This window comes from Gloeocapsopsis sp. IPPAS B-1203 (assembly GCF_002749975.1).
Taxonomy (GTDB): Bacteria; Cyanobacteriota; Cyanobacteriia; order Cyanobacteriales; family Chroococcidiopsidaceae; genus Gloeocapsopsis.
In genome coordinates this window covers 75,061-98,539 of record NZ_PEIG01000001.1, presented here as the reverse complement: position 1 = coordinate 98,539, position 23,479 = coordinate 75,061, and the positions used below count along the sequence as shown (strand labels likewise).

Here is a 23,479-nt window from a genome sequence, read left to right as displayed (position 1 = left end):
TTAGTATTGCCTGACCTATATTCATGAGTGAACCACCTGTAAAACATTTTTGGGACAGACTAAACAACTCGGCTCTAGTTCGCTTTTTGTTACTGTTTGCTTGTGGTTGGGCTTTAATTTTACTTTTAGACTATTTTCAAACTGTTATTATCATCTTTACTTCAGCAGCAATCTTAGCTTTTTTATTAAGCTACCCAGTGCAATGGCTGCGACGCTTTTTACCTCATGGTTTGGCTGTTATCGTTGTTTTTTTACTCAGCCTTGTAGTGATTGCTGGTCTAACGATTACTGTAGGTTTAGCTGTTCTATATCAAGGTCAACAATTAATTGATAGCATAACAGTTTTTTTGAATTCTCTAGCACCATTAGTTGGTCAAGCTGAAGCTTTTTTACGCGAACGTAACTTACAAGTAAATTTAGAAGGAATTGAAGAACAAATACGCAATCAAGCTTTAGGATTAATTTTTTCTAGTTTGGCTACCTTACAAGTATTTTTAGCTAATCTAGTCATCATGATTTTGATTGCAGTTGTTGCCTTATTTATGCTACTTGACGGCGAAAGATTATGGAGACTGCTCTTAAAATTTGTACCAAACCAGCAGCGATCGCGTTTAACAGGTGTAATTAAGCGCAAGTTTTTAGGTTTTTTCAGAGGTCAGTTCATCTTAATGGTATTTTTAACCGTTGCTAGTTTTTTGGTTTTTGTGGTGTTAAGAGTTCCTTTTCCATTGGTCTTAGCAATCATTGTAGGAGTTTTTGATGCTATTCCTGGTATTGGAGCTACTCTAGGTGTCAGCATCATTACTCTAATTGTTTTATCGCAAAGTGTTTGGTTGGCTTTTAACGTTCTAACTGCTTGTATTATTTTACAACAAATTCAAGATAATTTAATCGCTCCGCGTGTAATGCAAGATTCACTTAATCTTAATCCTGTTGTCGTGTTTTTTGCTTTGTTAGTAGGAGCAAGAGTTGCTGGAATTTTAGGTATCTTTATTGCAATTCCTTTAGCAGGAGTCATTGTAACTTTGTTTGAGATTGATGAGATGAAAGCAGAAGTATAAATATAATGCTTATGAATGATTCGTGAACTTAACAATGTGTTAGCAAAGGAGCTAATAGCTAATGGTTAAGCCAATGAATAAGTTTTCTCCTATTAATTAGCAATGAACAGTTAGCAAGCTCAAGGAGCTGTTCGTAACTCAAATAGAAACACTATATATGACTATAAAAACAACTCACTATCAATTACCATCCTTGTTAAAATAGTAAGATAAGCATAAAGGCAAATAACTTTTTGAGTAATGCAAGATTTAAGAGCAGAATTAGTAGAAAGTTTAGATGAAGCAGAATGGAATTGGTTAATTCCTCATGTGCAGCGTGATGCGGTGATTGTTGTCACAGAACAACTCGATCTAGTTGATGTTGGCGTAGCGCTTGCAAGCGATAATGTTACTTCAGTACAAAGCTGGATTGAGGAGCAATTGATTCACAAACCTTCAGTTAGTCAACTATCAGACTGGAATGGCGATCGCACAAAACGATTTAATAGCCTAATTGTCCAACCTTTTGTTCTGATTCAAGAACTACCTGCTTAGTAGAGGTGCAATGAAAGCAGGAGAGCAGGGGATACTAGAAGTCGTGAAGTGTTGAGTTATGAGTTAATAAAATTCAAAATAACTGCCTCCAGCACGCTTACGCGAACAATTCAAAACTGAAAACTGAAAACTCTTTAGGACTCAAAACTCCAAACTAACCACTAGCTACTAACTACTCCTTTCTTCCTAAATTAGGAAGAGAAGCACCTGTACGACCAGTTGTTAACCAAAGCAATGCTCTGGCTCCATCCCGTATCGCTTTCTCTACAGGTTCGGGAGATTCGTCTGATGGTACAGATACAGGTTGAAATTCTACTCCTCGACTTCCTAAGACAATACTGCCAATAATTTTGGCACGACGCATATGGTAGTCAGAAGTCACTAGATAGATTTTGCTAATTCCTTGAGCTTGAAATTCATCAACTAGTGTGGTGAAGTTCGTCACCGTATCTACAGCACGATAATCTAAATGTAGACGATTCAAATCAACCCCAGCGTTGGTAAACACATCTTGTGCGTAGTCTTTTGGGGTTCCGCCAGAAATCCAAACTGGAATATTTGGATGCTGTCGCGCGAATTGCGCTGCAAACTTTTCTCGTCTAGTAGAACCGCCAAGTACCAATATGGCTTGAGGCTGTTCAAACCGACCTTTGATTTCTTGATAACTCAACAAAAGAATCAGTGGTAGAACTAGCATAAGACACTGAAACGACATCGCTGCGAATGCAGAGGTTTTCCTTGCATTGTTAGCTGTCCTGCTTCTAGATTTACGTCTGTTCAAGGACGAATAACGTTGCTTCCTCAAATAGCTACTTTTACTCAACAGCACGATTATTTAGATTAGCAGGCAACGGGACTGGCCAGATTCGAACCGGCGACCTAGCGCTTCAGATTTGTGTAAGTTTCCTCACTCTCTGGACTATACCTTCACCATAAGCATGAACGCTCTTAGGTGGCGATCGTCTAGTCTCTACACCTTCCCAATCTTAGATTTTGGATTGAAGTTAATCAAAAAAATGTAACCTCAAATCCACAATTGGGCTTGGCTCGGTATTCCCATGAAGTTTTTCGACGTCTATAACCTAAATTAATCTAGGTGTATAACATCAAATGCTAGCTTTTTAGGGTTCACCGACTTTGACCACATTCACACATAAAGTTTCCCCTATGGTGCCCGATAGTTCAGGAGGCGCTCGCTCTATCCTGCTGAGCTACAGCCCCATTTTTTTAACTATTATAGTCTTAACTAACGTCAGAAAGTCTCTATTCTGAGTGCCGACGAGTGATTTGTTTTTCTAATCTTTTTCTAACAGCTTTTTAGATAAAATGTATTATTTAATACAAAATAATGTAAGTAAAATAATGGCTGGGTCTTGATTAATGAGGAGGTCTATCAAACAACTAACTTACCGCTAGTGTCTTTTGCTACTTAAGTCTAGATCAAAAATCTTCGTAGGCAGAATGAGGAAATTGCATTAAGGTACTAGGAATTGACTCAACTTAGAGGTGCTATGCCAAGCAGTAATTTCTAACCTCAGACAAAGTAGGCAATATACAAGGAAAAAAAACCAATATGCTCAAGCAACTTTGACAGGTAGTTCTGTTCTTGCTTTTTTAATAACAAGCAGTGTATCTGCACAAGCCAGACCAAAAGAACTAATGTTGCAGGCTCAATTGGAAGAGACACCTACCACAATTCCTGCACCAGATGCTTCTACGACTCCTCCTGGTACTGGTGCAAGCCCGACTCCTGAAGGTGTAACAACTCCAGGTTCTGATGATACAACGGTTCCCACACCAGATGGTTCTACGATTCCTGATACAGGAACTACTCCAGGTGGCGTAACAACTCCTGAAGGTGTAACAACTCCAGGTTCTGATGATACAACGGCTCCCACACCAGATAGCTCTACAAACCCAACACCAGACGATTCAGCTATTACCAACCCAGCAGGTACCTCTGAAACTTCGGCTTGTGAGCCTATTCCCACTGCAAGCCCTAGTGGTGGAGCTACTAGAGAGATAATTCAAGCTCAGCAAGCTTGCAATCAAGCGCTGTAGTTTGCATTATGATGTATATCATCTGAATTAGGAGGCTGCTATAAAAATAGCATTGTAGAGCCATATCTAATTCTTAGAATTAAACTACGATCGAGTGGTAGGCTAGATAATTTTTTAAAATAATTAATAGATAGTCTACCCTCATTCTTTGATGAACCTTAGACATACTGGTCAATGAATTTGGTTATTGTATCAGCATCATAAATATCGTAATCCTTGTACTAGTCCATAACAAATACCTGTAAGAAAATCTAAGTTAAGCGTTTCGATTGTATCGCTAGCTTTGTGATAGTGAGGATTTCGTAGCAGCGCTGTATCTGTAATCATTATTGCTGGATAGCCTTGATCCCAGAAGTGAGCATGATCGCTCAACCGAGTTTGGGGAACAATTAAACCTTTATTGAATATAGGTAGCCACTGACTCGAAACTCCTGCTTTATTTATACTGTTACTCAGGCGAATTAAATCAGGAACTGTAGGCAAGTTACCAATTAAGCCAATAAAATCGCCACAATTGGGATATAAACGTTCTAATATTGGCAGAGGATATTGTTGTGAACCTGGAGTACGATCGCAGTAACCTAACATCTCTAATGAAATCATCAAACGTAGTGGTTGGTGATGTTGACGTAAATGAGCTGCGTACTCTGAAGCACCTGAACCACCAACTAAACCGTATTCTTCTAAATCGAAGGCAACCAAGCGAAGGGGGTATCTCGCAGGTTCGCTAGCAAAGATTTTTGCTAATTCCAATAAAACTGCAACACCTGTCGCATTATCGTCTGCACCTGGTGTTCCTGGAACAGTATCATAGTGCGCGCCAATGAGAATAGGAGCGCGATCGCCCCTTTGTTTACCAGGCAAATTCAAAATAAAGTTGTGATGGGTTTTCCCTCTAACAGTAAAATCAAAACTTTCTACACTTCCGTATTTTTCTAACTGTTGATAGATGTATTTTTGAATAAAAAAATGCCCTGCTGTTGCTAAATAAGGATCGCGATCGCGTACTATTTCTTGCAAATGAGAATGTAAACGTTCTTTTAAATCAAGTAATACTGAATTCATTGGTGCTTAAATAAACTCACCGCTAGCAACCATAACAACACTACCACCAACAAAAACTTCTATTTCTGTATTAGTTTGTTGCGCTTTTAATAATAACAGCGAAGGTCTACCTATTTCATATCCTTGTTCAACTCGTAAATCAACTGAGTCAGCACCAAAGTAGGCATATTTCACTAAATATCCTGCTAAACAACCATTTGCACTACCTGTTGCTGGATCTTCTGGAACACCAACAGCATCAGCAAATACCCTAACACTCAAGTCATCTTCAGATTTGTTGGTTTCTGGGCAAAAGACAAGAATTGCTTTTGCTTTGGTATGACTTACTAGTTCAAAGTATTTATCTCTGTTAATCTTAATACGCTTTAAACTTGAGTGTGTTTTTAAAGGGACAATGATAAATGGTATTCCTGTCGAAACTTCTTGAATTGGGTATCTAGCATCAATCTCTGTTGAATCTAAATTAAGAACTTGAGCCAGTGCATCTGCTGCAAAAGTTTGATGGTAGCTTGGTGGTTTTTGCTGCATCCATAATTCTGCTACACTATCATTTAAATAATGAAGAGTTACAGGTATTTGCCCAACTTGTAAGTTTAAAAGAATCTGATTAACTGCTAGTTTAATAATTTCTTTTTGTAATATATAAGCGGTACCTAAAGTAGGATGTCCAGCAAAGGGTAATTCTTGCTCTGGTGTAAAAATCCGTACATCATAACCTCCTTCTCGAATATCTGTTGACGTAATAAAAGTTGTTTCTGAATAGTTTATTTCCTTAGCAATCTTCTGCATTTGTTGAGTTGAAAGTACACCTTTTTCAATGAAAACTGCTAGTTGATTACCTGCATACTTTTCCTGTGTAAATACATCTACAATGTAAAATTTCATTGTTGTATCCCGATGAACAAAAATAAATAGGTGAACGTAATTCTTGATTGTATATTTCATGCTAGTTAATAGTTGCTTTACTGCCATTAACTATTAACCTATAGTTACATTTATTTTTATTTACTTAACTTGATTTGCGTAGATTCACCTAACTCAAACTATCTTCCTTAAAATAAAGAATAGATGCATCAGTATAATTTCTATTGAGAAGTTATAAAACTAGATGCTAAATTTAGCAAACATATCGGATTCAGTCATTATCCAAACGTAGTTAGCAGCGAATCTAAAAACTCTGAACTACCTACGAAATAGAGAATATCCTACACTATTTGCTAAACAAAATATAGAAACATGACAGTTATATACAATCCTTATTTAGTTATTGTCTCAGCATTTATTGCTGTACTTGCTTCTTACACAGCACTTGATCTTGCAGGTCGAGTAGCAACTTCCAAAGGTGCCGATCGCAAAGTATGGCTTGTAGGAGGTGCGATCGCAATGGGAACAGGCATTTGGTCAATGCACTTTATTGGCATGCTTGCTTTCTCATTACATAGCTCAGCACAACAAATTCCAGTCAGTTATAATCTGCCGATGACAATCATCTCATTATTAGCAGCAGTATTTGCCTCTGGATTGTCACTCTCACTTGTGAGCCGTCCTCGCGTAGGTTTACCAACTTTGCTAACCAGTGCAGTTTTTATGGGTGTTGGTATTGGTGTGATGCATTACCTTGGTATGGCAGCAATGCAAATGAGTGCAACAATTAGCTACGATCCTACTTTGTTTTTACTTTCAGTAGCACTTGCAGTTGTGGTATCGCTAGTAGCATTAAAGCTATCGATCAAATTCCGCCGCCAGACTCAGAATGTTAACAAAAAGCCACAGCTAATTATAAGTGCTTTGGTTATGGGTGCTGGAATTTTATCTCTACACTATACTGGCATGGCAGCAGCAAGATTCGTAGAAGATTACGAACGCTATGCGGCAAGTGCAAGCATTAACAACAGTTCCTTGGCATTTTACGTTGCTTGCTTCACGTTTTTGATCTTGGGTACAACCTTGGTTATCACCTCTGATAAAGCTGGTACAGAATACAGTATGCGAGATTCCTGAGTGGATCTACCAAACTAAATATTAACCTTAGGGTAGGCATCTTGCCTGCCCTATTTGATTCGCAAACAGCGAATTGCTTCTAAAAGTCCCCTTGCTTTGTTCAGGGTTTCTTCATATTCTCGATTAGGGTTAGAATCAGCAACTAAACCAGCCCCAGCTTGAACACTCACAGTTTGGTTGCGGACAATCATTGTGCGAATAGCGATCGCGCTATTGAGTTGTCCTTCAAAATCGTAATAACCATATGCACCAGAATAAGGACCACGACGACATTTTTCAAGTTCATAAATAATTTCCATTGCCCGAATCTTTGGTGCGCCGCTGACTGTTCCAGCAGGAAAGCAAGCTTTAAGTAAATTCCAAGCACTTTGTCCAGAAGCAAGTTTTCCCACAACATTACTGACAATATGCATGACGTGAGAATAACGTTCAATCACCATTAATTCATCAACTTTTACCGTACCGCTTTGACAAACACGCCCAAGATCGTTGCGTCCTAAATCCACAAGCATTACGTGTTCTGCAACTTCCTTCGGATCTTGTAATAAATCTTCAGCTAACGCAGCATCTTCTTGCGGTGTTTTACCACGAGGGCGCGTTCCGGCGATCGGTCGTACCGTTGCTATCAGGCTACCACTATCATCGCGTTCTGCTTTTACCATGACTTCTGGACTAGAACCAATAATCTGCCAGTCATGGAAGTGAAAGTAAGCCATGTATGGTGAAGGATTAATTAAGCGTAGAGAACGATACAGCGAAAACGGATCGCCTGAGTAATGAGTAGAGAGTCGCTGTGAGAGAACAACTTGAAAAATATCTCCTGCATGAATATATTCTTTTGCTTTTTGGACATTGGCACAATAGGCACTGCGCGAGGTATTGCTGGTATAATCCAGCTTGGGGCTATTACTATTACCTGGTGGAGTCCATTCTAAAACTGTATTTTGGGATGATAAAGAAAGCTGTAGTTTATTGACCATTTGAGCAACACGGCTTTCAGCTTTTTGATAAGCTTGCCGAAGATTACCTTGCGCCTCGCGTAAATCAGCATAAGCAACTGCCCAGATTTTGCGTTTGACTTGATCAAAAATCAGAAGATGATCGACCTGCATCCACAATCCATCAGGCAAATCCGTTTCACTTGCTTGATGTACTGGAACTCGCGGTTCAATCCAACGAATTAACTCATATCCCCAGAAACCAAACAATCCACCGATTCCTGGAGGAAGTTGAGGTAACTTAACAGGATGATAAGGTGCTAAACACTCTGCCAAAGCTGTGAAGGGATCGCCCTCAAAAACAATCTCCGAACCATCTCGATGACGCTGTGTTGTACGATTTCCTCTTGCTTCTAAAATCCATAGAGGATCGCATCCGACAAAGCTATAACGTCCAATATTTTCTCCACCTTCTACCGATTCTAATAAAAAGCTATACGGCTGATTCCAGCAGACTTTGTACCAAGCAGAAACAGGTGTATCTAAATCAGCAACCCATTCTTGATACACTGGCACAAAGTTGCCCTGCTGAGCCAAGGCTGAAAACTGGGAAAAATCGGGAAAAACCATAATGATGAGTTATCAGCCACGAATTAAGCTGTCATTAAATTTTTCAAGCACAAAAGCCAGAAGGTAGAGTTGTGCTTTTAGCTACTCTAACTTCTGGCTCCTACTCATGATTGAGAGGTCAGGGTTCAGGAGTTGGCAATTGGAGAATTTCCATGATTAAAACTAGGAAATTTAACACAATTGATGCACTGCTTTAGTTGCACTTAGTTTTCTCATTTGAGATTGCTGTTCAACCTCAATTTAGTTCCCATCCCGAAACGGCTGAGTTAAAGTAACTCATCCTGATTCTTAATTCAATCAGGAATTGGACAATGACACTTTACATCTCAATACCTTGTCGAGGCAGTGAGCCAGATTTCGTATCTTGAGTGCCTTTGCCAGCTTCGCTAGATCTTGGTGTTGTAGCCTCGTAGGTCTTGGTATCGCTAAACTTTAGCTTAGCTGGATCGGGATTTTTGCCAATGTTACGGTCAATGTAACCCACTTTTTGACGTCCTTCATTAACTTTTTCTGGAAAGACACCATCACTTGGGTGGAGATATTGAACCTCACCGTTAGGATAAACGCGGTAAATTTTATAATCTGTAATCCTCATTTTTGCTCGTAACTGCTGACCTCCTAAAGCAATACAATACTCTTTACGTGGCAGTTCTAGCTTGTTTGGGCCTTGCCGCATGATGGCACTACCACCTGTCGGCATTTCAAATACTTGCTCTTTAGGGCTAGTCCACGTAATAACGTACTTTTCTTCTCGATATGCTTTTGTTAATAAGCCACCGGTGCTACCACCGAAAATTGGTGTTTGACCCGAAAGTTCTTCTGCCATAAGTTAACTTCCTTGAGGTTTTTAGGGCATCGTAGCACCGCGATCGCCCCTGTCTCACTACTATGTTAGGAACTGTTACAGTTGAGCTTGGAGAGTTATGAGTTGTGAAGTGTTGAGTTATAAGTTAAGAAAACCCAAAATAATTGCCTCGGCACCTTTCTTCGCGAACAAAATTCAAAACTAATCACTCACCCCTCAACGCCAGTTTGACGCCACTTGCTACAACGGGGGACACCTCCGCACGAAAAAAGCGGCTCCTCCTCACCCCTCGCCCCTAACTTACTGCTCTTGGCGATTTTCACTAATAGGAACTGTAAAGTGAAATTGACTACCTTGATTTTTACCTGCAGATTTTGCCCAAATTTGACCGCCCCAATTATTCACAATTTGACGACAAATTGCTAATCCTAGACCCGTACCACCCGCTGTACGACGTAGTGCACCTTCCTCTTGATAGAAGCGGTCAAAAACAACTTCTAAACGCTTAGGTTCGATACCACGCCCTGTATCAGCTATAGTAACCTCAAGCATTTGGCTGTCGTAGCAATGGGCAGCGATCGCAATTTGACCATCGGCTGGAGTAAACTTACAAGCATTGTCGAGTAGTTTAGCAATAACTTCCACAAGCCAATCGCCATCAACTCTTACTAGTGGTAATGTTTCAGGTACTTGAATAACTATTTCTGGTAAATCTTCAGCGATTGTCCGCGTACGAATACGGCTAATTGCCAGACTAATGCACTCTTCTAAGGGTAAAGACTCTAAGTGCCACTGAATCCGCCCGCTTTCTAAATTTGATAATGTCAGGAAATCTTGAATCAATTTCCGCATCCGCTCTGAGTCTGCTAAAGCAGTATTCAGCATAACTTGTTGTAGTTCGAGCGGCATATCAGGTTCGCTTGCCAGACTTTCTAAACAAACTTGAATAGTCGATAGCGGTGTGCGTAACTCATGACCAGTAATCGCAATTAAGTTGCTGCGGGTGCGATCTAAAGCTTCTAGCTGCTGATTTAAGTCTTCTAAGTTAGTGTAAGCTTCAGCTTGAATCAGGGTAGCACCAACTTGAGTGGCGATCGCTTCTACCAAGGCGACATCATCTTTTTGCCATTGGTAAGTTGTTGCGCCACAGTGATGCAACTCGATAATTCCCAGTAATTTACCTTGATACAGTATCGGTACTATTAGCCAAGAACGAATAGCTGCTTGCTCAACAAACGCTGCTAAAGCTTGAGTGCTAATTTGTTCGTTTGTTTGTGCGTCAGCAATATAAACTCGCTCTTGCTGCTGTATGACTGTTTGAAACAAAGGGTTGTGCTGTAAAGGTACCGTTTGTTCACTGAGCAAAGATACTGAGGAACTGACAAACTCATGACTAATTGTCGCTGTAGCATCTGTTGATTGTGCCCGATAAATAATACATCGGCTTGCATAAACTGCTTGTCCTAACTGCTGCACTGCCACCTTCAAAATTTCTTGAGGGTGTAGCGGTTGACCGGTATCACTACCACGACGGATTGCTGCAGTGATTGAGTTTACCAATCGTTCTTTACGCTCTTGCAAAGCAATTGAACCGTAGGCTTTGAGCAGTTTGTATTGACTAGCTTGAAGATATGTCACCAATCGCTGGACAAAAGGATCAGAGTCAACCTGCTCAGACGAACTGTGTTGCTTGGCGATCGCTTGGCGTGTTGATTTGGCGGAAGAAGCCGCACTTCTAGAAAAGCGAAAAAGACCAAAGTAGCGCTGTGCTTGACTAATTTTAGCCTGTAATTCAGGTCTATATGCCAAAATCCGTTGTAGTAATATGTCCGCAGCAATGTGACTAACTTCTCGATCTGAAGTCCAAATTCCCTCAAATTGGCGTGCTGGATCTAGGTCAAAACTTACTGGCAGTTCGGCTGAATAGAGTTCTAGAGCTGGGTTTTGTCGTTCGCGGCACACTAAACAAGTTGTGTAATGCCGCGCGATGACGACTAGATGCCATTCGTGCCGTAGGGCATCTTGCTGTGGATCAAAAGCTATTGTTTCATAGTCTTCTGAGGCATTGCTAAAATCAGTTTCTGCTGCTGCTAGAACATAGACTTGATTACTTTGGCGGGCAAGTCGCCGATAACGATTTGCTTCTTGACGATAAAAACTTTCTCTTTGGAAGCTAGCAATTAGTAACGGATTCTCAACAGTCGCCGCCAACACTTGATCTTCCATAGCGTGGGACAGAGCCGTTAAAGAAGATTTGAAATAAATCTGGGCGCGCAATTGAGGTACGGCTTGCAGCAGCTCACTCAGCACTGAAGTTTTGATGCTCATGCGGTCTTTTTCTCTCACTGCGCCTGAATCTCCCACCGCTCTCTTTCGCCATCATAGCGATCTGGAAACGAATTAATTTCCACTACTGTAAGTTTTTGTAGTGGAAGCGTTACCATTTTCAGATGAAATAACATTCTTCTCAAATTATCCTACCGATCTTGGTGCAATCGCGTTGCTAATCATTGCGATTTACTTGAAGAAGTTAGCGATTACCCAAGAGCGATCGCTTTTGTTGCAGTTTCTTTACATCATCTGTGATGACAAATATCCTCCTGCTCAAAGTAGGGCAACTCAAGCTACAATGCTGAAAATTTAGATTGTTATTGAAAAACTTATACTTACGACATCCATCTAATGGTATATCTGCATAGAGACGGTAATGCTTTGTTAAGTATAAGCAAATTATACTGGCATTATACTTAACGCCAGTCCGGTTGATGACCCTGTTATTGGTGCATACCTTGTAATGAAAATTGCCCAAGTTGCTCCTTTATGGGAGCGTGTTCCGCCTTTTCGCTATGGCGGCATTGAACTTATTGTCAGTTTGCTGACAGATGAATTAGTCCGCCGTGGTCATGAAGTAACTTTGTTTGCCTCTGGTGACTCGATTACAACAGCAAATTTAGTGTCAGTACACGAACAAGCTTTACGGCTGGACCCTGGCATTAAAGAACCTGGTATCTATGAGCAATTGATGCTGACTGAAGTCTATAGCTCAGCCCATCATTTTGATATCATTCATTCGCATGTTGGTTGTGCAGCACTGCCATACACAAGTTTTAGCAAAACGCCAACAGTCCACACAATGCATGGGATCTTTACCCCTGATAACGAAAAGATGTTCCGCCGTTTTGCTTGGCAACCCTATATCAGTATCAGTGAGGCACAAAGAGAACCTCGACTAGGTTTAAACTACATTCATACGGTTTACAACGGTATTGATACGTCTGTTTATCCGTTTCAAGCTGAACCAGCGCAACCTGCATATCTTGCTTTTGTTGGCAGGCTTTCCCCTGAAAAAGGACCGCTACAAGCAATTCAAATCGCACGAGCAGCTGGCTTGCCACTGAAAATGGCTGGTAAGATTGATGCTGTTGACCGTGACTTTTATCATGAACAGATAGAATCAGAAATCGATGGCGAACAAATTCAGTATTTAGGCGAAGTTTCCCACGAACAGAAAGTACAGTTGTTAAGTGGAGCTACAGTAACACTCTTTCCCATCACCTGGCGCGAACCTTTTGGGTTGGTGATGATTGAATCTATGGCAACAGGTACGCCAGTTATTGGTATGGCACTTGGCTCGGTACCAGAAGTTATTGCTCATGGCAAAACTGGTTTTGTCTGCCACTCACTGGAGAAAATGATTGAGGCAATTCCAGAAGCAATTAAGCTTGACCGACAGACTTGCCGAGATTACATTGTGAACCATTTTAGTGTTCAATCGATGACAGATGAATACGAAAAAGCGTTTCAAATGGTAATGTCTTGACAACTAAGTAGTGTCAGCCAAAATGTAAACGTCGAAAAGTCAAAAGTCACTGTTGATCGCCTCTGGCTTTTGACTCCTTGCTTGCTAGTAGAACCCAACTATAATTTAGCTATTATTATTAAATATATTTACAATAGTTTATAAATAATGAGTTGAATTTCAGAAATAAAGTAAAGTGAAAGGCTAACTATCGCCTATTTTCAATCAGGTCAGTCGCTAATTAGTTAAAACAGAAACCAGATATCATGAAGAATCTTGTCAATTTTTCATCTTGAGTGTAAGTTGTATAACTTACTTCGGTCGTGTAATCAGGTTATGTAAGGATTGCTATGAGCAGTTGTTTGATAGGTTAAACACTGTAGAAGCAGTTAACAGCCCGAGAAATGTAAATCATTGTGGAATCGGAAATATTTGGCATGACACCAGATACGCTGATGACAACAGACAAACTCGAACTAGACGGGAGAATTTTTGTTCCTGCACAACAGTTACCGATTCCTGAGTGGCCTTGTGTCCTAAGTGAGCGACCGCAACCAACGCTTACAGTCAAAGATGACGATTTATTTCTAGTCACTGATACGCTAGGAAATATTTCTGGTTGTATGGGGGCAACAGACGAACAAAAAGCAAGCATGGGGCTTTTTTGCAATGATACTCGGTTTCTCAGTCGCCTAGAGTTGCAAATTGAAGGGCGATCGCCGGTACTACTGAGTAGTACTGCTGATAAAGGTTTTTCTCTGTCGATTTTATGTACGAATCCAACAATTGAGGATCGTTTAAAATCTGATGCCCTGGGAATTCGCAGAGAAATTGCCCTAGGAGGAGCGCTGTTTGAAGAAATTGAAATTACGAATTATAGTACCAGCTCAGCTAGTTTTGAGCTAAGTCTGAGCTTTGATGCCGATTTTATTGATTTATTTGAAATTCGAGGTTTTCAGCGGGAAAAACGCGGTAGGCTCTTACGCCTTGCTGAACCAACAACCAAACCCCCAGAAGATGCATCATCTCGTGATGGGGCTTACCTCTTGTGCTACCAAGACGCCCTAACGCTAGCTTATCAAGGCTTGGATGGAACGTTGATGGAATCGCGAATTCAGTTCCAATACCTACAGCCGAAATCCTTCAAAGGCTACACAGCAATTTGGCAAATAGAACTAGCTTCTCATCAAACACAAAAGTTGGGCTATCGGCTTCAAATGTTGACTAACAGTCAGCAAGCGTCAACTGTCAGTGCTCCCATGACATTAGTACAGGCGAAAGCTGCTGAGTTATTAGAAGAGCAAAGTTGGCGACACCATATTACGCAAATTCGTTCGGATAAAGTCATTTTTAACCGAACAATTGAACGCGCTGAGCAAGATTTGTATCTCTTGCGACAATCGATCGGTAAAAGATTTGGTAGCTGCAAAGTTGTCTCTGCCGGTGTTCCCTGGTTTTCCGCACTATTTGGACGCGATTCACTGATTACAGCATCTCAAACGCTAATGTTGAACCCTGCGATCGCACGGGAAACACTTACCATTCTTGCTGCTTATCAAGGTAAAATAGAAGATGAGTGGCGCGAAGAACAACCAGGTAAAATTTTGCACGAGTTACGTATGGGTGAAATGGCACGTTGCCAAGAAATTCCCCATACACCTTACTACGGCACAGTAGATGCAACTCCTTTGTGGTTGATGCTCTACGCAGAGTATTACGCCTGGACACACGATAACGAAACCCTAGAGCAACTGTGGTCGAACGCACTAGCGGCAATGGAATGGATTGACCGCAATTGCGCAAAAACGGGCTATCTTAGCTATTTTCGGACTTCTCGTCGTGGCTTAGTTAACCAAGGGTGGAAAGACTCAGGCGACTGTATCGTAGACCGTCACGGGCACTTAGCAAGTGGTTCTATTACTTTATGTGAAGTCCAAGCATACGTCTATGCAGCAAAAGTGCGGTTAGCAGAAATAGCGCGCATGAAAAAGCGGATCGACCTAGCAGAACGCTGGCAGGAAGATGCCAATCTTCTTAAAGAGCGATTCAATCGTGACTTTTGGATGAAAGACCAAGATTACTGTGCTTTAGCTTTAGATGGTGAAGGCAAGCAAGTTGATAGCATCACTTCTAATCCTGGTCATTGTCTACACTTGGGCATTCTCACCCCAGACAAAGCCTACAGCGTAGCTGAACGGTTGCGAGGACCTGACATGTTCAACGGTTGGGGTATTCGGACTTTAAGTAGTTTGTCCCCAGCATATAATCCCATGGGATATCATATTGGCTCAGTTTGGCCTCACGATAACTCGATGATTGCTATGGGCGTGCGATCGCTAGGATTAATCGATCAGGCTCTTGAGCTTTCTCAAAGTATTCTAGAAATGACTCAACGCCAGCCTTATCAGCGCCCACCTGAGCTGTTTTGCGGTTATGAACGCACAAATGATAATGACCCAGTACAGTATCCAGTAGCTTGTTCGCCACAAGCTTGGGCAACAGGAAGCATTTTTCAGCTTTTACAAATGATGGTGAACTTAGTCCCTGATGCTAAAAACAACTGTTTGCGAATCATTGATCCTGCTTTACCAGAATCAATCAACACTCTGTCGGTACACAACTTACGCGTTGGTCCTACTTTACTAGACTTGGAATTTGAGCGTTCGGGCAATACTACTGCGTGTCGCGTTGCTAGAAAACGCGGAAACCTTAGAGTTGTTATTGAAGCTTAAGTGTAGGAGTGATTAGTGATTAGTTCGATCTTTCACTATTACTGATCAATTTAAGTAACACTGGTGTGCACTAGCCACTGTCACTTGCAAATTTTAATAACACTTTATTGCGTTTTGTATAGTTTTACTTCGGTTTTCGTAAATTCCCTGCGGATATCTATCTAAAGGGGAATGCTATAGAAAGATATTTTTGTATTGTACGATACCCACAGCGAGATGATCTAGTCATGGACTACAGCGGTTGGAATGTTTTTGAAACTCAGTTTGACCCAGCAGAACTGCACCATAAGGAAACTTTGTTTACCTTAGGTAACGGTTATCTAGGCACGCGTGGCAGCTTTGAAGAGGGCTACCCAAATACCAGTGCAGCGACCCTAATTAATGGCGTGTACGATGATGTTCCGGTTATGCATACGGAACTAGTCAACTGTCCTGATTGGTTGCCGTTGACAGTATACATAGGGAGCGATCGCTTTTGTCTCAGTCAAGGCGAGATCTTAGATTATCAGCGCCAGCTAGACCTCCGCTGGGGTATCGTGAGCCGTGACGTGTTGTGGCGTAGTCCTGGTGGGCATACCGTAAAGTTCCACTTTGAACGCATGATTAGTATGGCAGACGACCATGTTTTGGTGCTGCACTGCCAGATAACGCCTGTAGACTTTACGGGAGCGATCGCGGTCGAAGCTAGCATCAATGGTAACGTAGATAATCACGGCGTCAAACATTGGGATTGGCTTGAACAAGGGGGTAGCAATAATAACGCCTGGTTACATCAGCGCTGTAGCCATTCAAAAATTGAGCTAGGGATGGCGTTTCAATTAGCGTGTTCGGAAGCAACAACTGTTAAATTGATAGGAGAGACTGGTAGTCCAACGTTAACAACAACATTTCAGGCACAACCAGGCAAGACTGTCACCTTAGAAAAAATTGTGACTGTTTTTACTTCACTCGAAGCAAACCAACCTGTGTCAGCAGCCCAAGAAAGACTGGCGAGTTTACCAAGCTATACAACTTTACTTGCAGCTCACGGTGCAGTATGGGACGATCTATGGCAAGACTGCGACATTGCAATCGCAGGCGACTCCACAGCCCAAATTGCTGTTCGTTACAATCTGTTTCAAATCCTCGCTGCCGCACCACGGCACAACAACCGCGTCAGCATTCCGGCAAAAACCTTATCAGGTTTTGCTTATCGCGGTCACGTATTTTGGGATACTGAGGTTTTTATCGTTCCCTTCTTTACGTTTACACAACCACAAATTGCCCGTAACTTGCTGTCTTATCGTTACCACACCTTGGAAGGTGCCAGACGCAAAGCCCAAGCAGCAGGATATGAAGGTGCAATGTATGCCTGGGAAAGTGCAAATACAGGTGATGAAGTGACTCCACGTTGGGTATTTGGTCCTGATGGGGAACCTGTACGCATTTGGTGTGGTGATATTGAAGTTCATATTAATACAGATATTGCTTACGCGGTTTGGCACTATTGGCAAGCAACACACGATGATAATTGGATGCAACGCGAGGGTGCAGAAATTGTCCTCGACACCGCAGTTTTTTGGGGTAGCCGCGTTGAATGGAACGGCGATCGCCAATGCTATGAAATTCGCGATGTCATCGGTCCAGATGAAAACCACGAGCGCGTTGATAATAATACTTTTACTAACCGCATGGCGCAGTGGCACTTGGAAAGAGCTTTAGCTGTCTATAATTGGTTGCATCAACATTATCCAGAACGAGCAGCAGAATTAGCGCAGAAGTTAGATATTAGACCAGAGCGGACAAAGCGTTGGTCGCATATTATCCGCCATATGCTAGTAGTTCAACCGACAGAGACAAACGTTATTGAGCAATTTGAGGGCTTCTTTGATTTAGAAGACATTGACTGGACGGATTATCAATGGCGTACGCAGTCGATGCAAGCCATTCTCGGCGTTGAAGGGACAAATGAAAAGCAGATTTTGAAGCAGCCAGATATTTTAATGCTGCTGTACTTGTTACGAGATACTCCGGTGAAAACTGAAATGACCGCCCAACAGCGGCGTCAGTTGTTACAAGCAAATTGGGATTATTATACTCCCCGTACCGATCACACCTACGGCTCTTCTTTAGGACCTGCAATTCATGCAATCTTGGCTTGTGAATTAGATGAACCTACGACAGCTTACGAACATTTTATGCGGGCAGCACTAGTAGACATCAAAGATGTTCGTGGTAATGCAGGTGAAGGCGTTCATGCAGCATCAGCTGGTGGAATATGGCAAGCTGTTGTCTTTGGTTTTGCTGGTGTCCGTTTGACTGAAGCAGGACCAATTGTCGATCAATCTCATTTACCATCAAACTGGACCCGTTTGCAGTTTAAGCTGCAATGGCGTCAACGGTGGTACAAGTTTGACATCTCACCCGATGCTGTAATTATGACAACACAAAAACCGGAAGTATCAGGAATATCTTCTGAGGGGTTGAATCAAGTCAAACCAAATATGGCACTGAGCGATCGCTGTACGATAACTCCACTGCGAGGCGTCATTTTTGATTTGGATGGTGTTTTAACAGATACCTCAGAGTATCATTACTTAGCCTGGAAACAACTCGCAGACGAAATTGGAATTGCCTTCAATCGTCAAGCTAACGAGCAAATGCGGGGATTGTCACGCCGCGATTCGCTATTACATATGTTAGGCGATTGCGCTGTGAGTGAAGCGGAACTTCAAGAGATGATGGTTCGCAAAAACAGTTACTATGAGCAATTAATTCAAAATCTCACGCCAGCCGATTTACTTCCAGGGGCACTTGCTTTATTAGATGAACTTCAAGCTGCGGATATTAAAGTTGCGATTGGTTCATCGAGTAAAAACGCTCGCCTTGTGTGTCAACGCTTAGGAATTGCTGAGCGATTGAATGCGATCGCTGACGGTTACAGTGTCGAACATCATAAGCCAGCCCCTGATGTCTTTCTGTATGCTGCTAGTCAGTTGGGATTGCTGCCACACGAATGTCTTGTTGTAGAAGATGCTGGTTCAGGAGTTGCCGCCGGATTAGCTGCCAGAATGTGGGTTTTGGGACTTGGTCCAGTAGAACGTGTTGGAGATGCCCACATCATCCGAGATAACTTAGCAGGACTAAATTGGCAACAACTTTTAGTAGAGTTAGAGCAATCTCAAACACTTGTTTGCAGTGAAAGCTAGCATACTATTGGGGCAGGATACCTGCCCCTAGCTTCTGAATTTCAACCTACTAAACCAAATTCCAATGCTGAGAGATTAGTTCCCGTATGCACGACATTTTCAAGTTGGAAACCGCTTGCTGTGAATAAGCGTTCATATTCTTTCTGAGTACGCCACGCACCACCAGGAACTGCCACCATAATCTGTGTCGCAAATAGTGATGGAATAATACCATCAGGGCAAACTGTCGGCTCACCTAAATCTGGAACAATACACTGCAATAAAACTACCTTGCCATGTTTTGGTAGTGCTGCTTTACAATGACGCAGTATCGCGAGTGCATCTTCATCTTTCCACGAAGATAGGAAATACTTCATTACAATTGCATCAGCCCCAGTAGGCAATCCCTTAAAAACATCACCTGTTACGATTTGAACTGCATCAGCTGCAGCGCCTTGTTTTTCAATGTGTGCGGGTGCTGTTTCTGTAACATACGGTAAATCAAATAAGATACCTCTACAGCCAAAGCGCTTAACAATCTTAGAAATGAGTCCGCCTTGACCACCACCGACATCCATAACTGTATTAAAGCGGCTAAAATCAAAAACATCGAGCAATGCATCAACAGCATGATCGGTTAAGAAACTCATAGCTTTGATAAAAACATCGCCACTCCAATCTTCATCTCGTGTAAACTCATAAACCGTTTTGCCATTAGCACGCTCAAACGGCACTTCACCAGTATGTAAGCACGTTTCTAACACTTTCCAAGCATCCCACTGTGCTGGTTCAATAATGTGCATCGCAAAATGCCCAATCGAAGGTCCAGCATTTGTGACTAGCAGTTCAGACACTTCTGTTGCCGCAAAAACTCTTCCTGGCTGTTCTTCCAGCACTCCTAAGTGCCCTAAAGCACGTAATATAATGTAAAGTTTGTCAACCTTAGTTGCAGTCTTTTCCGCTAGGGTTTCAATACTTTGCGATCCTTCAGACAATATATTAAAGATATCTAGGCGTGTTGCCACATATAAACACTGACTTTCCCAGAAAGCTTGGATCATGCCAAAAACTTTCTTTTTGGCTTCCATGTTGTTAGTTTTTTGAGCGAGTGTAGTTGTCATTAAAACTCCGCTAAGAATTAAGATTTGAGGGGTTGTACGTTTTTTGTGGGGTGAATATATATGGAGGAATAACTGGTCACTAGTCAATAGACTTCTTGCAAAAGCACTTAAACTGTCATGTTGAGCCAAGCGAAACATCTCGCGAGATTCTGCGCTACATGACATTCCGCTGGGAATAACATTCATAATTTTTCGATTGCAAGAGTTCTACTCTTTGAGCAGTCTATTTTCCATAACTGAATCAATTAGTCACCACCTAACTGCACCAGCTTGCCAATGTTGAAGTCAATACGTTCCCAACCTTTTAATTGACGTACGTTGTTGAGAATTAGCAAAGGAATTTGCCAGTGATTGACTCCGAGAAATGGCAATGGATCGCGAGGATGAAAAACTGGATCTATACCATTGAAAATAATGCTGAGCCGATACTGAAAATCTCTCCAAGACTTAATATTTAGTAACCGCCAAAGCTCGTGAAATGTCCAATAAGTAGGCTTACTATCAGGTAGAGGCTGCACAGGTTCTTTTGGTGCTTGTGTACTACTACTGAGATAAGCATCTGCCACTACCTTTGGTTGGTCGTGGAACATAGTGATACAGGTACTTGTTCGCGGATTACATTCAATCGGATAAACTGTACCATCTGCTGCTTGAATAAAGTCCAAACAAATTTGCCCTGTCAGGTTGAGTTCTTTGACAAAGCGACCTACCCAATCTAAAATTGCGGGATTGTAGTCGTGCTCGTAGTTAACCAAGAAATCGCAGGATTTGGCACAAGCATAAAGCAGTAACTGTCCATCTCTAACAACAGCGTGAGTACAATACTCTTGCCCTCTGAGAAACTCCTGCATAATCCAGGGATTTTCCTCGCTGATTGGCAAACTGTAAACATATCCAGCCATTTCTTCAGCAGCACAGGGCAATTTCAGCAAAGCTAAGCGATTGATTGAGTCGTAGGCAATGCTTTTAAGAATGTACTGACTTCCATCAGCAGCAAAATCAAATTGGAGAACTTGATCTGGATCGGTAATTAAGAATGTTTTTGGCGCAGATAGTCCTACAGAATGTGCTTTTTGGTTAAAAGTAAACTTGTTGTCTAGTAGCTTAGTTGTCTCAGCATCAAACGCAAATACTTCGCAATAGGGCGACAATGCTGGTTTGGCTAAAGAGTCATAATAGCTAGCAACTGGGCTAGATACAGGAATGAACATATCAATTTTTTCTTGCTTGACAATGTTCAGTAACCCCTGAATGTAGCCCTCAGTATCGTGTTGAGGTGCAGGAACGGTGTACAAAGCTTCTACACAGTTAGAAAACTGATTGCCTGATAACCAGTACTTTTTGGTTTCTACCATGAAAACGCGATGCCCAGCTGCGTGAAACGATCGCGCTAGAGTTAAGCATTTTGTCATCTTGGCACCAGTGAGCAAAATCCTCCGCGGATTTGCCTGTACGCGACGCTGTTGAAATAAGCTGGTTAGCGAACTCCATAACAGCGTAAGGACAACAACGCTCAAAGAAAATGGAAATACTAATAAAAGTAAAGTCAGAGTACCAAGGCTCTTGAGTAAAGCAAAAGCTTGCTTGCGGGGAGTTTGTACTGATTCCATAATTACCTAGAAAACAGATTTAGGCAGTTACCGCAACAAGAGTTCCATCTCCTGCCGGAAATACAGTACTCATAACACGGTTAGAGGTAGCAACGTGTTTGTGGAACATCTGCATTGCTTTGACTCCTTCATCAGTTGTGTCTGAATCAAGGATGGTGCGGTGGAGGAATACGTTATGAGCAACAATAAACCCACCAGGACGCGTATTTTCTAATGCCCAATCAAAGTAATCAATGTAACCTGTCTTCTCCGCGTCGATGAACACAAAATCAAAAGGTCCTTGAGCAGCAACGGAATCAACTAAGGTATGAGCATCGCCACAAAGAATCTCTATTTGGTGAGCAACGTTAGCTTTGGCAAAATTATCCTTAGCAATGTCCGCGCACATCTGTTCTTTCTCGAACGTGAATAGTTTACCTCCTGGTGCTAAGCCACGGGCAATCCAAATACTGCTATATCCTACAAGCGTGCCAAATTCTATTGCTGATTTGCCATTACTCGCACGGACTAGTAGTTGCAGAAAGCGCCCTTCTTCTGGATTAATGTCGTGGGGAGGTAAACCCTCTTTTGCTGGTCGTTCGCGAATTTGTTGTAAAGTGTCGTCTTCAACAACAAATAAGTTACGAATATATTGACTGAGGTGCTCGTTGTATTCGATCGTCTCGTTGACTGTAGTCATGTCTTTGAATGCAAAAGCGATAAAGTTGATATGAATTACAAGGAAGTTTGCATTGCTGCGTCTGGTTCTAATTGTGCGATCGCTTTTACGGCTGTTTTGATTTCATCGTAGGTGATATCGTGGAAAAATTGTGCTGAACCAATTCCTACAGTCAATGGAAAGCGTTGTAGCCCGTTGCGATGTTTTGTTGTACTTTGTAATGCTGCATATAGCAGTTCTGGCGTACAAATCGGATGTAGTAATGGTAAACGCACGCTGCGCATAAAATTATAAACGCGTTCGACTTCTTGATAAGTGACTAAACTTCTTTGATAGGCAAGCATCACAGAAATTGCCATATCAACCGCAACAGCTTCTCCGTGTAAGAGTTTTGGTACAGCTTTCAACTCCAGTGTAGGGCAGAAAGTGTGACCGTAATCTACGAGTCTTTCGAGTTTCTCCTCCCAGAGATTTGATTCTAAATCTTCTAACATGCCTTGTACGGAACGCCGAATAATTGGCATGGCTTCTGGATTTTGGCACTTGCTACTTAGCATTGCCGCACCATAATTCTCTAATAGTTCAAATAATTCTGTATCTTTGACAAGTGCAATTTTGAGAATCTCCGCAATACCATTACTAATTTGTCTGTCACTTAAAGTTTGTAACAGTGTTGTATCAAGTATTGCGGCAAGTGGAGGATAGAATGTACCGATCCGATTTTTATGACCTTGGAAGTTTACCGCTGTTTTGGCACCGATTGCGGCATCGACGACTCCTAATAAAGTTGTAGGAACACGGATATAGGGAATTCCCCGTCGAAAAAGGTTAGCAGCTAAACCAACAATATCCATCAGTACGCCACCGCCGATCGCAATCACTGGCTCTGATCGCCGTGCAACTTCAAAAGCATTTAGTTCTTCGATTACCTGGAAAACCGTATCCATCGATTTATTATCTTCAGACACCGAAAGCGAGATCAGGCGGTATTCAATTTCGTGATACTGAAAGTACTGGCGAATGCGTTCTCCGTGGAGACGTTCAACATAATCATCGACGACAACGACTCGACGCAAAGACTGCAGGCTCGAATTCTGCCCGTCGAACAACAGAGCGTTGTTTTCAGGATTGAATAGGTCGAAACTCTCAAATACAGTGTAATGAACTGGTAATTGTGTCTTGACTGACCACTTTGCACTCATAACCCTCTTCAATCCTCTTGACTTAACAAGTTGTGTGATTCGGAAATAAAAACCTTTGCTGGCAATTTGGTTGTCGTGGCTGCGAGATATCGCAA

At 41.9% G+C, this 23,479-nt stretch carries 18 protein-coding genes; 8 read left to right on the top strand and 10 right to left on the bottom strand.

Annotated elements, in window-relative coordinates; translation table 11 throughout:
- The first annotated feature begins 23 nt into the window (after positions 1 to 23).
- Both CSQ79_RS00435 and CSQ79_RS00430 read left to right on the top strand, forming a co-directional pair.
- Positions 24 to 1,061 (top strand): AI-2E family transporter, encoded by a 1,038-nt coding sequence (locus CSQ79_RS00435; protein WP_099699248.1) that lies wholly within the window; start codon positions 24 to 26, stop codon positions 1,059 to 1,061.
- 240 nt (positions 1,062 to 1,301) lie between these two features.
- Positions 1,302 to 1,595 (top strand): DUF2288 domain-containing protein, encoded by a 294-nt coding sequence (locus CSQ79_RS00430; RefSeq protein ID WP_099699247.1) that lies wholly within the window; start codon positions 1,302 to 1,304, stop codon positions 1,593 to 1,595.
- A 172-nt stretch (positions 1,596 to 1,767) separates the two neighbouring features.
- On the opposite strand, the gene CSQ79_RS00425 is transcribed toward CSQ79_RS00430, so the two are convergent.
- The gene (locus CSQ79_RS00425; RefSeq protein ID WP_099699246.1) at positions 1,768 to 2,292 is read right to left on the bottom strand and encodes a YdcF family protein; all 525 of its coding nucleotides are present in this window, start codon (positions 2,290 to 2,292) and stop codon (positions 1,768 to 1,770) included.
- A 962-nt stretch (positions 2,293 to 3,254) separates the two neighbouring features.
- Here CSQ79_RS00425 and CSQ79_RS00420 point away from each other — a divergent pair.
- Positions 3,255 to 3,656 (top strand): hypothetical protein, encoded by a 402-nt coding sequence (locus CSQ79_RS00420; RefSeq protein ID WP_143755398.1) that lies wholly within the window; start codon positions 3,255 to 3,257, stop codon positions 3,654 to 3,656.
- A 198-nt stretch (positions 3,657 to 3,854) separates the two neighbouring features.
- Here the strand turns inward: CSQ79_RS00420 and CSQ79_RS00415 are convergent, their stop codons facing one another.
- Both CSQ79_RS00415 and CSQ79_RS00410 read right to left on the bottom strand, forming a co-directional pair.
- A complete protein-coding gene (locus CSQ79_RS00415; RefSeq protein ID WP_099699244.1) occupies positions 3,855 to 4,721 on the bottom strand; it encodes a M28 family peptidase in 867 nt (288 codons plus the stop codon).
- Positions 4,722 to 4,727: 6 nt separating this feature from the next.
- Positions 4,728 to 5,606, bottom strand: a complete 879-nt coding sequence (locus CSQ79_RS00410) for a PhzF family phenazine biosynthesis protein (RefSeq protein ID WP_099699749.1) — start codon at positions 5,604 to 5,606, stop codon at positions 4,728 to 4,730.
- A gap of 351 nt (positions 5,607 to 5,957) precedes the next feature.
- Between CSQ79_RS00410 and CSQ79_RS00405 the strand changes: the two genes are divergently transcribed.
- On the top strand, positions 5,958 to 6,722 hold the full coding sequence (locus tag CSQ79_RS00405) for an MHYT domain-containing protein (protein ID WP_099699243.1): 765 nt from the start codon (positions 5,958 to 5,960) through the stop codon (positions 6,720 to 6,722).
- A gap of 50 nt (positions 6,723 to 6,772) precedes the next feature.
- On the opposite strand, the gene trpE is transcribed toward CSQ79_RS00405, so the two are convergent.
- The 3 genes from trpE to CSQ79_RS00390 all read right to left on the bottom strand — a co-directional run bounded on the left by trpE (position 6,773) and on the right by CSQ79_RS00390 (position 11,423).
- Positions 6,773 to 8,290, bottom strand: coding sequence for an anthranilate synthase component I (trpE, locus tag CSQ79_RS00400; RefSeq protein WP_099699242.1), 1,518 nt, complete (start codon positions 8,288 to 8,290; stop codon positions 6,773 to 6,775).
- Between the two features lie 319 nt (positions 8,291 to 8,609).
- Complete coding sequence (locus CSQ79_RS00395; protein ID WP_099699241.1) at positions 8,610 to 9,116, bottom strand: photosystem I reaction center subunit II PsaD; 507 nt, start codon at positions 9,114 to 9,116, stop codon at positions 8,610 to 8,612.
- Positions 9,117 to 9,395: 279 nt separating this feature from the next.
- Positions 9,396 to 11,423, bottom strand: a complete 2,028-nt coding sequence (locus tag CSQ79_RS00390) for a DICT sensory domain-containing protein (RefSeq protein WP_099699240.1) — start codon at positions 11,421 to 11,423, stop codon at positions 9,396 to 9,398.
- A 100-nt stretch (positions 11,424 to 11,523) separates the two neighbouring features.
- Here CSQ79_RS00390 and CSQ79_RS00385 point away from each other — a divergent pair, with 100 nt between their 5' ends.
- The 4 genes from CSQ79_RS00385 to pgmB all read left to right on the top strand — a co-directional run bounded on the left by CSQ79_RS00385 (position 11,524) and on the right by pgmB (position 18,814).
- Complete coding sequence (locus tag CSQ79_RS00385; RefSeq protein ID WP_099699239.1) at positions 11,524 to 11,739, top strand: hypothetical protein; 216 nt, start codon at positions 11,524 to 11,526, stop codon at positions 11,737 to 11,739.
- A gap of 150 nt (positions 11,740 to 11,889) precedes the next feature.
- Entirely contained in the window at positions 11,890 to 12,915 is a 1,026-nt protein-coding gene (locus CSQ79_RS00380) for a glycosyltransferase family 4 protein (RefSeq protein ID WP_099699238.1), read from the top strand.
- 416 nt (positions 12,916 to 13,331) lie between these two features.
- Entirely contained in the window at positions 13,332 to 15,626 is a 2,295-nt protein-coding gene (locus tag CSQ79_RS00375) for an amylo-alpha-1,6-glucosidase (protein ID WP_099699237.1), read from the top strand.
- Positions 15,627 to 15,853: 227 nt separating this feature from the next.
- Positions 15,854 to 18,814, top strand: coding sequence for a beta-phosphoglucomutase (pgmB, locus tag CSQ79_RS00370; protein ID WP_099699236.1), 2,961 nt, complete (start codon positions 15,854 to 15,856; stop codon positions 18,812 to 18,814).
- Positions 18,815 to 18,855: 41 nt separating this feature from the next.
- On the opposite strand, the gene CSQ79_RS00365 is transcribed toward pgmB, so the two are convergent.
- The 4 genes from CSQ79_RS00365 to CSQ79_RS00350 all read right to left on the bottom strand — a co-directional run bounded on the left by CSQ79_RS00365 (position 18,856) and on the right by CSQ79_RS00350 (position 23,384).
- A complete protein-coding gene (locus tag CSQ79_RS00365) occupies positions 18,856 to 19,914 on the bottom strand; it encodes a methyltransferase (RefSeq protein WP_099699748.1) in 1,059 nt (352 codons plus the stop codon).
- Positions 19,915 to 20,159: 245 nt separating this feature from the next.
- Positions 20,160 to 21,524, bottom strand: coding sequence for an ATP-grasp domain-containing protein (locus CSQ79_RS00360; protein ID WP_099699235.1), 1,365 nt, complete (start codon positions 21,522 to 21,524; stop codon positions 20,160 to 20,162).
- A gap of 19 nt (positions 21,525 to 21,543) precedes the next feature.
- Entirely contained in the window at positions 21,544 to 22,203 is a 660-nt protein-coding gene (locus CSQ79_RS00355; protein ID WP_099699234.1) for an O-methyltransferase, read from the bottom strand.
- 35 nt (positions 22,204 to 22,238) lie between these two features.
- Positions 22,239 to 23,384, bottom strand: coding sequence for a sedoheptulose 7-phosphate cyclase (locus CSQ79_RS00350; protein ID WP_099699233.1), 1,146 nt, complete (start codon positions 23,382 to 23,384; stop codon positions 22,239 to 22,241).
- Between the last annotated feature and the right edge of the window lie 95 nt (positions 23,385 to 23,479).